General features: G+C 34.0%; 9 protein-coding genes. 8 read left to right on the forward strand and 1 reads right to left on the reverse strand.

From position 1 onward, the window contains the following. Positions 1-118 precede the first annotated feature (118 nt). The 3 genes from BOW57_RS01675 to BOW57_RS01685 all read left to right on the forward strand — a co-directional run bounded on the left by BOW57_RS01675 (position 119) and on the right by BOW57_RS01685 (position 5,927). Complete coding sequence (locus tag BOW57_RS01675; RefSeq protein WP_129052820.1) at positions 119-2,758, forward strand: TonB-dependent receptor; 2,640 nt, start codon at positions 119-121, stop codon at positions 2,756-2,758. A gap of 90 nt (positions 2,759-2,848) precedes the next feature. Beyond that, positions 2,849-4,069, forward strand: coding sequence for a sugar MFS transporter (locus BOW57_RS01680; protein WP_129052821.1), 1,221 nt, complete (start codon positions 2,849-2,851; stop codon positions 4,067-4,069). After that, positions 4,059-5,927: an alpha,alpha-trehalase gene (locus BOW57_RS01685; RefSeq protein ID WP_129052822.1), complete on the forward strand. Its 1,869-nt coding sequence runs from the start codon at positions 4,059-4,061 to the stop codon at positions 5,925-5,927. The genes BOW57_RS01680 and BOW57_RS01685 overlap by 11 nt, the downstream gene beginning before the upstream one ends. 244 nt (positions 5,928-6,171) lie before the next feature. Here BOW57_RS01685 and BOW57_RS01690 read toward each other — a convergent pair whose 3' ends face one another. Further along, positions 6,172-7,146, reverse strand: coding sequence for a polyprenyl synthetase family protein (locus BOW57_RS01690; protein ID WP_129052823.1), 975 nt, complete (start codon positions 7,144-7,146; stop codon positions 6,172-6,174). Between the two features lie 265 nt (positions 7,147-7,411). Between BOW57_RS01690 and BOW57_RS01695 the strand changes: the two genes are divergently transcribed. The 5 genes from BOW57_RS01695 (at position 7,412) to BOW57_RS01715 (ending at position 14,383) form a co-directional block, all read left to right on the forward strand. After that, a complete protein-coding gene (locus BOW57_RS01695; protein WP_089053712.1) occupies positions 7,412-7,933 on the forward strand; it encodes a YceI family protein in 522 nt (173 codons plus the stop codon). 108 nt (positions 7,934-8,041) lie between these two features. Further along, a complete protein-coding gene (locus BOW57_RS01700) occupies positions 8,042-8,641 on the forward strand; it encodes a TetR/AcrR family transcriptional regulator (RefSeq protein WP_129052824.1) in 600 nt (199 codons plus the stop codon). 61 nt (positions 8,642-8,702) lie between these two features. Further along, positions 8,703-10,037: a TolC family protein gene (locus BOW57_RS01705; protein ID WP_129052825.1), complete on the forward strand. Its 1,335-nt coding sequence runs from the start codon at positions 8,703-8,705 to the stop codon at positions 10,035-10,037. A 9-nt stretch (positions 10,038-10,046) separates the two neighbouring features. After that, positions 10,047-11,114 carry an efflux RND transporter periplasmic adaptor subunit gene (locus BOW57_RS01710; protein WP_089053715.1) on the forward strand — a complete coding sequence of 356 codons (1,068 nt, stop codon included), beginning with the start codon at positions 10,047-10,049 and terminating at the stop codon, positions 11,112-11,114. A gap of 92 nt (positions 11,115-11,206) precedes the next feature. After that, the gene (locus BOW57_RS01715) at positions 11,207-14,383 is read left to right on the forward strand and encodes an efflux RND transporter permease subunit (protein WP_129052826.1); all 3,177 of its coding nucleotides are present in this window, start codon (positions 11,207-11,209) and stop codon (positions 14,381-14,383) included. Positions 14,384-14,426: the final 43 nt, after the last annotated feature.

Consider the following 14,426-nt stretch of genomic DNA (forward strand, 5'->3'; position numbering starts at 1 on the left):
TTCGAAAACGTTTTAGGTAATTTCGAAAACGTTTTCGATTTTTAATTCTTATATTCCTTATTATTTGTTTTTAAGTTTGACAGTGATAACCATAATTACTAACTAACCGAACAAAAAAATGAAAAAGCTGCACCATTATTTAGGTACATTATTTTTAATGTTTTGCCTATTTTTTTTACCCAATAATCTGTTTGCCCAAAATACAGCCAAAGTTTCTGGAAAAGTACTCGACGATAGCGGCGTGACAGTTCCGGGAGCAAATGTAACGCTTAAGGAAACAGGAAAAAGTACCGTTACAGATGAAAACGGAGGATATTCATTCTCAAACATCGAAGCAGGAACATACACTATTATTGCAACGAGCGTAGGGTATAAAACTTTCGAAAAAAAAATAGCTGTAAAAGAAGGAGAATCAGTCGAAGCGAATTTACTTCTTGAAGGAGAATCGCAAAGTTTAAAAGAAGTTGTAGTAACAGGTTCGTCTGCTCCAAGATCTAAATTAGAATCCAGCGTTGCCATTACCACATTAGGTGCAAAAGCAATCGAAGACAGAGCGCCATCGAGTACGGCTGCTTTATTACAGACCATTCCGGGATTTGTGGTTGAAGCATCTGGAGGAGAAATTGGAAACAACCTTTTTGCGAGAGGAATCCCTTCTGCGGGAGCTTATGAATATGTACAAATTCAAGAAGACGGATTACCGGTTTTTGAAGATGGAGCTTTGCAATTTGCCAATGCAGATACATTTTACAGATTAGACGAAACTGTAAGCAAAATGGAAGCTGTTCGTGGAGGTTCTGCCTCAATTTTTGCCAACAATGCTCCGGGTGGAATCATCAACTTTATTTCTAAAACAGGTCAGAATGATTTTCAAGGAAGAGCAAAATTCACGACTTCAGATTATGGAATGTTCAGAACCGATCTTAATTTATCAGGCGCTTTAATTCAGGATAAATTATTTTTTAATGTCGGCGGATTTTACAGATCTGATAATGGTGTAAGAAATACTGGTTTTACAGCAAATAAAGGCGGACAAATAAAAGGAAACATTACCTATAAATTTGACGACAACGATTATTTAAGAGTGAATTTTAAACATCTTGACGACAGAAATACATTCTATTTGCCAATTCCGCTAAAAAGCAATAACGGAAAAGTAGAAGGCATTCCGGGATTTAATCCGAATTACGGAACATTGACTTCGGTAAATTTAAGTCATTTAAATGTTCCTCAATACGGAGGAGGAACTTTTAGCGCAGATTTAGAAGATGGTTCTCATCCAATTATTAACTCAATTGGAGCTGAATTCAAAAAGAAAATATCGGATAAAGTAACGTTTAAGAATTCGTTTAAAAACACCAATATCGATTTAAATTACAATGCGATTTTTCCAAATGGAGGACCTTGGACTCAAGATGCCTATGCAACAAGCGTTCAAAATACAACAGCAGGGAACTTAGCTTATACTTACGTAGACAACGGTGCGACGCTTGATCCAAACGCTTTAATTATGAGAGCAGATCTTTGGCACATTGAGAAAAAGATGAACAACTTTGCTAATAATTTCTCTTTTTCTTTTGATTTAGATCCAGTGCAGTTAACAGCAGGTTACTACTATTCTAACTGGAAATCTAACCAATACTGGAACTGGAATTCTTATTTAGTAGGTGTTTCAGATAATCCGAGATTGTTAAATGTAAAAGACAATACAACCGGAATTAATCATACTTGGAATGGTATAGAAAGAATTACATGGTTAGAAAGAGATGCACAGACAAAAGGACTTTTGAATGATGTTTATGCTGATGCCGAAATTAAAGCTACAGACAAATTAACTTTTAATGCAGGTTTAAGATATAATAAAGACAAATATTCAGGATACAGAGACAATGCCAGATTTTTTGCCGAAGATTTAGGAATTTTAGATAATAATACGGCTGATGATAAGGTTACAACTGTAAAAGGAAATCCTTATACATATTGGAGATATGATGTAAGCGAATGGTCGTATACTGCTGCAGGAAACTACAAATTCAACGATAACATGGCTTCGTATGTTCGTTACAGCCACGGATTTAGATCTCCAATCGAAGAATCATTTTATGATAACGCAGCCGATTTAAGCAAATTAGAAAACACAGAAGTAAATCAGTTTGAATTGGGCTATAAATATGCAAGTTCTTTCTTCTCTGTAAATGCGAATTTGTTTCACATGAATTTGAAAAATGTTGCCTTCACGGATATTTTATCTGATGGATCTTCAGAAAATAAATTTGCCGATGTAAACAATATTGGTCTTGAGGTAGAAGCCAATGCGAGATACGAAATGGTGAAACTGAATTTTACATTTACTGTTCAAAAACCAGAATACGACAATTTTACAGGAACAAATGCAGATGGTTCTACTTTTGATTTTAACGGAAATACAGCAAGAAGAATCCCTAAGTTTTTCTGTAACCTAAGACCAGAAGTTGATATTACAAAAGACTTTACAGCTTATGTTCAGTTTTCTTATTTCGATAAAAAATTCACGAATCAGGATAACAAACAAGTTTTACCAGCTTACAAAGAAGTAGGTGCGGGATTAAGTTACAAGTATAATAATCTTCGTTTTGCAGTCGATGCTTCGAATTTATTCAATGAAATTGGTTTAACAGAAGGAGATCCAAGACAAACAACATCTGCAGCAAGCGATGTGTTTATGGCAAGACCTATTTTAGGACGTGCTTTTAGATTTTCGGTAGCGATTAATTTCTAAATTTATAAGTCAACATAGAGTTACTGTAGAGGCGCACAGAGTAGTGCGTCTCTGCACGGTAACCACAAAGCACAGACAAACAAATAAAAAATGAAAAACATAGGAATTAAAATCTCACTCTACCTTAATTATTTTGTCTTCGCTATTTTATTAAACAGTGTAGGCATTGTGATTTTAAAATCGCAGAAAAATTACGGAGTCGATGAAGTTCAGGCGAGTATTTTAGAAGCTTTTAAAGACATGCCAATTGCAATTGTATCCTTTTTTATAGCCTCTTTTTTACCAAGAATAGGCTATAGAAAAGCGATGTTAATAGGATTAGGTTTGGTTACTTTAGCCTGTATTTCTATGTATTTTGGAAACTCATTCGACAGTGCAAAAATTCTTTTTGCTACCGTTGGAGTTTCGTTTGCCTTGATAAAAGTTTCCGTTTATTCATTAATAGGAACCGTAACCGAAACCAAAAAAGAACACAACGCTTTAATGAGCAGTATTGAAGGTTTTTTTATGGTGGGAATTGCGTTGGCTTATTTTTTATTTCCAGCTTTTAATAACGAAAACGATCCCAATTCATGGTTAAATGTTTATTGGTTATTGGCAGGATTATCGTTTGTGTCTTTTCTGTTTTTGCTCTTTGTAAAATTTGAAGAAACCGAAGTTGCAGCAGGAGCAAACCTCAAAGATGATTTTCTGCAGATGTTTAAATTAATGGCAAAATTGCTGACAGTTATTTTTGTAATCAGCGTTTTTTTATTTGTAATGATTGAACAGGGAATTCTTTCGTGGTTACCCACATTCAACACAAAAGTGCTTCATCTTCCGGAAAACATCAGCATTATGATGGCTAGTATTTTGGCTATTTCATTAGCTATTGGAAGAATGATTGCCGGTATTGTAACCAAAAAAGTAAACTGGATTTGGGTGTTGAGTTTCTGTATTATTTCTGCCATGCTTCTCGTAACATTTGTACTGCCAAAAACAGTAGGATTAGAAGTAAAAAGCATCAATACACTTTCAGATATTCCCTTAATTGGTTTCGCATTTCCTTTAATAGGATTGTTTATTGCGCCCATTTATCCGTTATTAAATTCCATCGTGTTGAGTGCTCTGCCAAAAAATCTGCAAAGTTCTATGACTGGATTAATTGTCATTTTTTCTGCTCTTGGCGGGACTTTGGGTTCCAGAATAACAGGCTGGTTATTTAAAAATGAAGGGCCTGAAAAAGCTTTTTATTTTACCTTAATTCCAATGACCTTATTATTGATCTCCTTTTTTATTCTTAAAAAAATAACTGCAAAAGATGAAATTTAAACTCCATATAACTCAAACCATCGAAAAATTATTGGCTCAGGAAGATACTGACGGCGATAAAAAAATTACGATAGATGACAACGGTCCTAAAAGTTTTTTATTGAATGATGAAAACGGAAATTCGGCAGTAATTGAAGGAACTTATCAGCTTTCGAATTTATTGCAGGAACTGGCTTTGGCTAAGAAAAACAACACCGAATTTGCTTCAATAGACTTAAATGAAATCACCGAAGATCCTGTAAAAAGAATCTCAAGAAAAATAAAAGACCTGTATTGGAGCGGTCTTACCCGAACAATTGATGCCATTGGCGTAAAGAAAATTCTTGAAGACGATAAAATCGAAAATGAATTTGCCTATTTGTACGTGCCATTTGGAGATGAAATTGTTTTTGATTATTTCAAAAAATTAGAAGCTTCAACGCCAAAGTTAAAAGTGGTGCAGATGCCTAAAAATATTACGCCCGAATATGTTTTATCGTTGAACAAAAAACCGGGGATTCTGGCATTGGCACTTCAAATAAAAAACAATGAAATTTCGGGAGTTCCGTTTGTGGTTCCCGGCGGCAGATTCAATGAAATGTACGGCTGGGACAGCTATTTTATTGCCAAAGGACTTTTAATTGATGATAAAATTGAGCTTGCATTAGGCATTGCCGAAAATTTTAAATACCAAATTGATCATTACGGAAAAATTCTAAATGCTAACCGAAGTTATTATTTAACCCGCACACAGCCGCCGCTTTATTCTTCGCTTATTATTGATGTTTTAGAAAAATCAAATCCAGATATTTTTTGGATAGAAAGACATTTAAAAACGGTTATAAAAGAATATCAAACCGTTTGGATGGAAGAGGGAAAACGACTTACGGCAAACGGTTTAAATCGTTATAAAGCGGAAGGAATCGGACTTCCGTTTGAGGTAGAAGAAGGACATTTTGATGATATTCTGGAACAGTTTGCTCCAAAATATAATTTATCTACACGTGAATTTGAAAAAAAATATCTTGAACGAGAGGTGGTTGATGAAGAACTCGATAAATATTTTATTCATGATCGAAGTATGCGCGAAAGCGGTCACGATACAACCAATAGATTAGTTGGAATTTGTGCCAATTTAAATACAGTTGCGATCAATAGTTTACTCTATAAGTACGAAACGGATATTGCTTTTTTGATTCAGAAATATTTTAAAAACGAATTTCAATATTTTGAAGACAAATCGTTTTCAAGTGAATATTGGCTGCAAAAAGCTTCTTCGAGAAAAGAAAAAATAAACAAATTATTATGGAATTCTGAAAACGGAATTTATTTCGATTATGATTTTGTGAATGAAAAGCAACATGTTTTTGATGCTGCGACTACTTTTTATCCGCTTTGGGCCAAAATAAGCACGCCGGAACAAGCCGAAATTTTGGTAAAAAAGACACTCCCGAAATTTAAAATGAAAGGCGGAATTGCAGGAAGTACCAAAGAATCTATTGCGGGTATAAATGAAAATGCACCAATGCGCCAATGGGATTATCCGTTTGGCTGGGCACCGCATCAAATGCTTTTGTGGGAAGGTTTATTGAATTATAATTTTAATGAAGAAGTGCAGGAAATGGTCTATAGATGGCTTTGGCTCATTACCAGAAACGCGGTGGATTACAACGGAACAATTCCGGAGAAATTTGATTTATCGATAAGCTCACACAAAATTTTCGCTGAATACGGAAACGTAGGAACCGAATTTAATTATATAACTGAAGAAGGTTTTGGATGGATGAACGCTTCGTATCAATATGGTTTAACAATTTTAAAAGACGATTTTAAACAAAAATTATCATATTTAGTGGATCCAGATGATTTGTTTTCATAAGCCTTCGACTTCGCTCAGGATGACAATAGTAATGTCAGGCTGAGCGAAGTCGAAGCTCTTTTAAATGTCGAAAAATGACAAAAAACGACAAAACCGAAAGGTTTTAAAAATCTATCGGGTTTACATCGTAATAAAAGTGAAGATTTTTTTCGTCGTGAATTACACAAATTGCACTAATTTAATTAGTGCAGAAACTCGCGGTAAACAAAAAAATCTTGTAATTCTTAAAATCTCTGGTTAAAAACTAAACTTTTCTATCCATTAAATTCTCGCCAAATGTTCTTAAAACATTTTTCTTTTCTGGGCTGATTTCCATTTTTTCCAAAGTTTCAAAAGCTTTAAGAGTATACATTTCAATAGTTTCTTGTGTCGCTTTTGAGGCGCCGGATTCGTTGAAAATAGCTTTCGCTTTTTCAATTTTCTCTGAATTATCCTCTAGTTGAATGCTGAATAATTTTTGTAATTCATCGGCTTTTTCTGGCGTTGAGAATTCTAATGCTTTTATATATAAGTATGTTTTTTTGTTCTCAATAATATCGCCGCCAACTTGTTTTCCAAAAGTTTCAGGATCTCCAAAAGCATCTAAATAATCGTCTTGAAGCTGAAAAGCTAAACCTAAATTTAGTCCGAAATCATAAATTAAATCGGCTTCTTTTTCTGAAGTTTTGGCAACAATTGCGCCCATTTTCATTGCTGCTGCTACAAGAACAGCAGTTTTATATTCGATCATTTTTAAGTATTCTGTAATGGTAACGTTGTTTCTTTCTTCAAAATCAACATCCCATTGCTGTCCTTCGCATACTTCAAGAGCAGTTTTACTGAAAAGTTTGGCTAAGTCTCTAAAAACAGTTGGTTCATATTGTTCAAAATACTGATAAGCCAAAATAAGCATTGCGTCACCAGAAAGAATTCCGGTGTTCAAATTCCATTTTTCATGAACTGTTATTTGTCCTCTTCTCAAAGGTGCATCATCCATAATATCATCATGGACTAACGAAAAATTATGAAAAACTTCAACCGCCATTGCTGCTGGAAGCGCCGTTTTATAAGTAGTGTCAAAAACTTCAGAAGCCATTAAAGTCAGTACTGGGCGTATGCGTTTCCCGCCAAGTCCTAAAATGTATTCAATAGGTTCATAAAGATTTCCGGGTTCTTTGTGTATGTCTTGTTTTTTTAAATAATCAATAAAAAAATCCTGGTATTGACTTATATCGTGCATGAAATTCTAATTTATGAGCCTCAAAGATACAATTCATTAATGAATTATTTTGGCCTTAAAATTCCAAAAGCAAGTTTCTGCTTAAAATTGTCCTGAAATGTATTAATTCTTAAGAAGTTAAAATTATTTAAAAAAAACACGGAAACTTTTTTGGTGTTTAGAGTTTCCTGTTTATATTTGCACCGTTAATTTGGAAACTTGAAACACTGTAAAAGTTTCCGTAAGAGGTTTGAGGAAGCTATAAACTCAATAAAATCAAATATTTATGAAGACAACATGGACTTTAGATTCGACACAATCAGATGTTTTAATAAAAATGAGACATTCGATAATTGCTTATTTAGGAGGGACAACGAATAAATTTGGCGGTTATGTGAATATCGAAGACAATGAAATTGAAGATGCGTCGGTTGAATTTTCACTGGATATAAATAACAAAAACGAAAGTTTTCAGCAGATAGATACTTATCTGCAGCTTCAGGATTTTTTTGATGTAGACGAGCATCCTATCATCAGTTTTAAATCGACTTCATTTCAAAAGGTGAATAATAATATTAACTTTTTTAAAGGCGACTTAACAATAAAAGATGTGACTAAAGTTGTAGAACTTGATGCAGAATTTATTGGCGTTAATACTTACAATGGAGAGCGAAAAGTTGCATTTGAAATTAAAGGAGATATTAGACGTCAAGATTTTGGACTTGACTATAATTCATTTAATCATAACGGAGGTTTAGCACTAGGCAAAGATATTAAGCTGATTGCAAACTTAGAATTTAGTATATAAATCTTACAGAAAGTATAATTTAATGTAAAATTATTACAAATATAATGGAAACTATTTTTTAGATTTTAGTTTCCTGAGTATATTTGTGATGCAAGTCGGAAAATTAAAATGAAAGAGAAAATTATTTCGAAAGCCAGTGAACTTTTTTTGAAGCTTGGTTTTAAGAGCGTTACGATGGATGATATTGCGGGTGAAATGTGTATTTCGAAAAAAACGATTTACAAGTATTTCTGTAATAAAGAAGTTTTGATTGAAGAGAGTACTTCGACGGTTCATAAACAAGTGCATGGAATAATCGACACTATTGTGGCTAAGAACTTCAATTCGATTCAAGAGAATTTTGAAATTAGAGAGATGTTCCGTGATATGTTTAAAAACAATACAGACACATCGCCAATCTATCAGTTAAAGAAACATTACCCAGAAATTTATCAAAATGTATTGTCGTACGAAATCGACCAATGTACACAGTATTTTAGAGAAAATATAGAAAAAGGAATCCGAGAAGGATTATATCGCCCCGATTTAAATATTGACATTTATGTGAAGTTTTATTACACTTTAATTTTTCATATAAACGAAACAACTGTCTCTGAAAGAGAAGCGCAGGAAATAGAATTGGAAGCTTTGGAGTATCATACCAGAGCTATGGCAACAGAAAAAGGAATAGTTGAGTTAGAAAAACAACTCGAAAAAGTTAGAGCATAATCATCAATCTATTATAAACATGATTTTTAAATCATCAATCCAAAACAAATTTTAACTTCATATGAAACGAATAGTTCTTATATTTTTGTGTACAATTGGCTTATCGGTCAATGCGCAAGTAACAACTTTAACCTTGAAAGACGCACTTAATTATGCGCTTCAAAATAAAGCAGATGCTAAAAAAGCAAAATTACAGGTTGAAAATAGTGAGTACAAAATTCAGGAAATACGTTCTAGAGCATTACCTCAAATTTCTGCTAACGGAAATTTAACTCATAATCCAATAATTCAAACAACAGTTATTGACGGAGCAGGATTTGGTCAGCCGGGAACTACTATTCAAGCGGCATTTGGTCAAAAATGGACATCAACTGCTGGAGTTTCTTTGACTCAGGCAATTTTTGATCAATCTGTTTTTACAGGATTAAGAGCTGCAAAATCTACTCGTGAGTTTTATCAAATAAACGATCAGTTAACAGAAGAGCAGGTAATTGAAAGAGTGGCAAACAACTATTATGCTGTATATGTACAAAAAGAAAGATTGGTTTTGTTAGACAGTAACTATGTTAATACTACTAAGGTTCGTGACATTGTAAAAGGACAGTTTGGTAACGGTTTGGCTAAGAAAATTGACTTGGATCGTATTGTTGTAAAAATGTCAAACATTGATACTGAGCGTCAGCAAATTAAAAATCAAATTACATTGCAGGAAAATGCTTTGAAGTTTTATATGGGTATGCCTATTGAAACGGTAATCGATATGCCTAAAGAAGAATTTGAAGTGGTGCCTGCATCATTAACTGAGCTGCCAAATATTGAAAATAGAACAGAATACTTGCTTTTGAAAAAACAAGAAGAACTTTTAGTATTCAATAAAAAAGCGGTTGAGGCAGGATATTATCCAACACTTTCGCTGACTGCTGGTTACAATTATATTGGTCAAGGACCTAATATGCCTTGGTTTGCAAAACCTTCAAATGGCGTGTATTGGTCAGATTTCTCTGCAATTGGATTGAATTTGCATGTGCCGATTTTTACAGGTTTTGGAACTCGTGCAAAAGTAAGACAGGCTGATGTAGAAATCAGAACACTTCAAGAGGATATTAAAGACACTAAACTTTCGCTTGATTTAGATTATAGAAATGCAATGGCTCAAATTGACAACAACCTTGTAACGATCCAAAATCAAAAAGAAAATATGCGCTTAGCGACTGAGATTTTAAGCAATACAAAAAATAATTATCTTCAAGGATTAGCATCATTAACAGATTTACTGGATGCTGAAAATGCATCTCTTGAAGCTCAAAATAATTTTACAAGAGCAGTTTTAAATTATAAAATTGCCGAAATATCTTTAATCAAATCAAAAGGCGAACTTAAATCTCTTATTAAATAACTAATTACAATGAAGAAAACTATTATAACAATCGTAATCATAATCGCAGCACTGGGGGCGATTGGGTATGTCTTAAATAATAATAAGAAAGAAAATAAAGAAAAAACAGATATTGTTGCAGAAAAAAATGCAGCAGTTTCAGTAAAAGTTTCACCGGTAAAAACAGAAGAAGTTTCATTGGACTTTGTTGCAAACGGAAACTTTCAGCCTATTCAAGAATTAACATTCTCAGCTGAGAAATCTGGAAAAGTAATCAGCGTTTTGGCTAAAGAAGGTGATTATGTACGTGTGGGTCAAACATTGTTAACCATGAGAGGTGATGTAATCAATGTAAGCGCACAACAAGCACAAGCAGCATATCAAAATGCAAAATCTGATTACAGCCGATACGAAAATGCTTTTAAAACAGGCGGTGTTACTAAGCAACAATTAGATCAGGCAAAATTAGCTTTAACAAATGCTGAGTCTAATCTTAAACAAGCAAATATCAATGTTGGAGATACTAAGGTAAAAGCACCAATTAATGGTTTTATCAATAAAAAATACATTGAGCCGGGATCTATCCTAACAGGTATGCCTGCAACTGCATTGTTTGATATTGTAAATGTTTCTAAACTAAAACTTATTGTTACTGTAAACGAAAATCAAGTAACAAGTTTAAAATTAGGAGATCATGTTAATATTACTGCAAGTGTATATCCTGACAAAACTTTTTCTGGAAAAATTACTTTCATTGCAGCAAAAGCTGACGAGTCTTTAAACTTTCCTGTTGAAATCGAAATTACAAATAACACTAATAACGATCTAAAAGCAGGTATGTACGGAACTGCAAACTTTGCATCAAAACAACAAAAACAAAGCATGATGGTTGTACCTAGAAATGCATTTGTTGGAAGTGTAAGCAGCAACGAAATTTTTGTAGCTGAAAATGGTATTGCAAAATTGAGAAAAGTAACTGCAGGTAGAATTTTGGGTGATAAAGTTGAAGTTATCAATGGTTTATCTGATGGAGAAAAAGTAATCGTTACAGGACAGATTAACTTACAAGACGGAAATACAGTAGAAATTATTAAATAATTATTTGGCTATAAGCTTTAAGCAATAGGCAATAAGCTGATAAAAAAGCTTAAAGCCTAATGCCTACAGCCTAAAGCATAACAAAAAAATATATGAAATTAGCCGAAATATCCATAAAACGTCCGTCGTTAGTAATTGTATTGTTTACGATTCTAACGCTTGGTGGATTGTTCAGTTACAGCCAGCTAGGCTACGAGCTGATCCCAAAGTTTGAACAAAACGTTATTACCATTTCTACCGTTTATCCTGGAGCTTCTCCGAGTGAGGTTGAAAATACTGTGACCAAGAAAATTGAGGACGCGATCGCATCCTTAGAAAATGTCAAGAAAATTGACTCTAAATCGTACGAAAGTTTATCGATCGTATCGATTACATTAACATCAAACGCAAAAGTCGATTTCTCTTTGAACGATGCACAGCGAAAAATTAACGCAATCATCAGTGATTTACCAGATGACGTTAAAACGCCGGCATTGACCAAATTCTCGCTGAGTGATTTACCAATTATGACGCTTGGTGCTAACGGAAAAATGGATGAAGCTGCGTTTTATGACTTAATTGACAAAAAAATTGCGCCTATTTTATCTCGTGTACAAGGTGTTGCTCAGGTAAATATTATTGGTGGATCAGAGCGTGAAATTCAAGTAAATCTTGATGCAGTAAAAATGCAGGGTTACAACTTGTCAGTTCCTCAGGTACAACAAAATATCTTAACGTCAAACTTAGATTTCCCAACAGGAAACATCCAAACTCGTAATCAAAAAATATTAATTCGTTTAGCGGGTAAATATAAAAGTGTTGAAGAATTAAGAAACTTGGTAGTTTCTTCTCAAAACGGAATACAAGTTCGTTTAAGTGATATTGCTGATGTTCAGGATACGCAAAAAATTGCGGAGAAAATATCACGTGTAGATCAAAAAAGTGCGATCGTTTTACAAATCGTAAAACAATCTGATGCAAATGCGGTAGCGGTAAGTGAGCATTTATTAAAAACAATTGCAACTCTTGAAAAAGATTATAAAGAAAATCAACTAAAATTAGAAGTAGCAAAAGACAGTACAGTATTTACACTTGAGGCGGCAGATTCTGTAGTACACGATTTATTAATTGCAGTAGTTCTTGTTGCTTTTGTAATGTTGTTCTTCCTGCACAGTATTAGAAACTCATTGATTGTAATGGTATCTATTCCTGCATCGTTAATTGCTACATTTATTGGTATTTATTTAATGGGATATACTTTGAACTTAATGAGTTTATTAGGATTGTCTCTAGTTGTAGGTATTCTGGTCGATGATGCGATTGTGGTATTAGAAAATATCTACAGACACATGGAAATGGGTAAAAGCAGAATTCGTGCATCTTATGACGGAACTGCTGAAATTGGAGGTACAGTAACTTCTATTACTTTAGTAATTGTCGTGGTATTCTTGCCAATCGCAATGAGTTCTGGTTTAGTATCTAATATTATTACACAATTTTGTGTTACCGTAATTATCTCAACGATGTTATCATTGTTGGCTTCATTTACAATTATTCCTTGGTTGTCATCTCGTTTTGGGAAATTAGAGCATATTGAAGGGAAAAATTTATTTGGAAGAATCATTCTTGGTTTCGAAGAGTATTTAACACGTTTTACAAACTGGGTTTCTCATTTGTTAACATGGTGTTTAGATCACTATATCAAAACATTTACTGTTGTAATTGTTCTTTTCTTAGTTTCAACAGTTGGATTAATGGGTGGAGGTTTCATTGGAGGAGAGTTCTTTGCATCATCTGATAGTGGAGAGTTCTTAGTTCAAATCGAAATGCCAAAAGACGCTTCGTTAGAACAAACCAACTTCATGACTCAAAGAGCAGAAGCATTCCTTAAAAATGAAGAATATGTTCACAGTCAAATTACGACAGTAGGACAAACAAGTGAAGGTTTTGGAGCATCGCAGGCTACAGCTTACAAAGCGGAGATTGACGTAAAAATGATCGATCAAAAAGATCGTAAAGATGATGCCTCAGTTTATGCTGCAAAAATTAAACGTAAGCTTGAAAAAGTATTAGTTGGAGCAAAAGTAAAAACGGTACCGGTAGGTATTTTAGGAACTGCTGAAGATGCAACATTAGGATTAATTGTAACAGGTCCGTCAACAGAAAGCGCGATGGCATTTGCAAAATTAGCAGAAGCTGAATTACGTAAAATTCCAGGAACAACAGAGATCAAATTGACTGTTGAGGACGGAAACCCTGAAATCAACGTAAAAGTGGACCGTGATAAAATGGCTGCTTTAGGATTAACACTTCAAACAGTTGGTTTAACCATGCAAACTGCTTTTAGCGGAAACACAGATGGTAAATACAGAGCTGGTGAATACGAATATGATATCAATATTAGATACAATGCATTCGACAGAAAAAGTATTACTGATGTAAGTAACTTGATTTTCATAAATAATGCTGGGCAGCAAATTAAACTGTCTCAGTTTGCAGATATTACAGAAGGTTCTGGACCTAGCCAGTTAGAGCGTAGAGACAAATCAGCATCTGTAACTGTAAAAGGACAAAACGTTGGAGTTCCTTCAGGTACAATTGTTGGAATATGGCAGGAAAAATTAGACAAGCTGAAAAAACCAGTTGGAGTAAACTATATTTGGGGTGGTGATATGGAGAATCAATCTGAAGGATTTGGTACTTTAGGAATCGCATTATTAGCTGCAATTATTTTAGTTTACCTTGTAATGGTGAGTTTGTATGACAGTTTCGTGCATCCATTCGTAGTATTATTTGCTATCCCGCTTTCGTTCATTGGAGCGATGCTTGCCTTAGCATTAACAAACAACTCATTAAATATCTTTACCATTTTAGGTATCATCATGTTGATTGGTCTGGTGTGTAAGAATGCGATCATGCTTGTCGATTATACCAATCAGCGTAGAGCAGCTGGAGAATCGATCAGAACAGCATTAATTCAAGCAAATCACGCTCGTTTACGTCCGATTTTGATGACGACAATTGCGATGGTATTTGGTATGTTCCCAATTGCATTAGCATCTGGAGCTGGAGCTGAGTGGAAAAACGGTTTGGCTTGGGTAATTATCGGAGGATTAATTTCTTCTTTATTCCTAACCTTAATTGTAGTTCCAGTAATTTATAATATCATGGAGAAAATTATTCATAAATTCTCTAAAGGAGAAAAAATCGATTACGAAGCTGAAATGTTTGCTGATTATGTACCGACAGAAGTAAGTGAAGACGGTTTTAATCCGAAACACACCCATTAATTGTTGATTTAATTTAGATTGAAAAAATCCCAAATTCCGAAAG

It is taken from the genome of Flavobacterium sp. YO64 (assembly GCF_004119505.1).
GTDB lineage: Bacteria > Bacteroidota > Bacteroidia > Flavobacteriales > Flavobacteriaceae > Flavobacterium > Flavobacterium oncorhynchi.

Coding starts and splice junctions, on each gene's coding strand:
- BOW57_RS01700 (WP_129052824.1), top strand. CDS start 8,042: ATGAAAGAGAAAATTATTTCGAAAGCCAGTGAACTTTTTTTGAAGCTT.
- BOW57_RS01695 (WP_089053712.1), top strand. CDS start 7,412: ATGAAGACAACATGGACTTTAGATTCGACACAATCAGATGTTTTAATA.
- BOW57_RS01675 (WP_129052820.1), top strand. CDS start 119: ATGAAAAAGCTGCACCATTATTTAGGTACATTATTTTTAATGTTTTGC.
- BOW57_RS01715 (WP_129052826.1), top strand. CDS start 11,207: ATGAAATTAGCCGAAATATCCATAAAACGTCCGTCGTTAGTAATTGTA.
- BOW57_RS01685 (WP_129052822.1), top strand. CDS start 4,059: ATGAAATTTAAACTCCATATAACTCAAACCATCGAAAAATTATTGGCT.
- BOW57_RS01690 (WP_129052823.1), bottom strand. CDS start 7,146: ATGCACGATATAAGTCAATACCAGGATTTTTTTATTGATTATTTAAAA.
- BOW57_RS01680 (WP_129052821.1), top strand. CDS start 2,849: ATGAAAAACATAGGAATTAAAATCTCACTCTACCTTAATTATTTTGTC.
- BOW57_RS01705 (WP_129052825.1), top strand. CDS start 8,703: ATGAAACGAATAGTTCTTATATTTTTGTGTACAATTGGCTTATCGGTC.
- BOW57_RS01710 (WP_089053715.1), top strand. CDS start 10,047: ATGAAGAAAACTATTATAACAATCGTAATCATAATCGCAGCACTGGGG.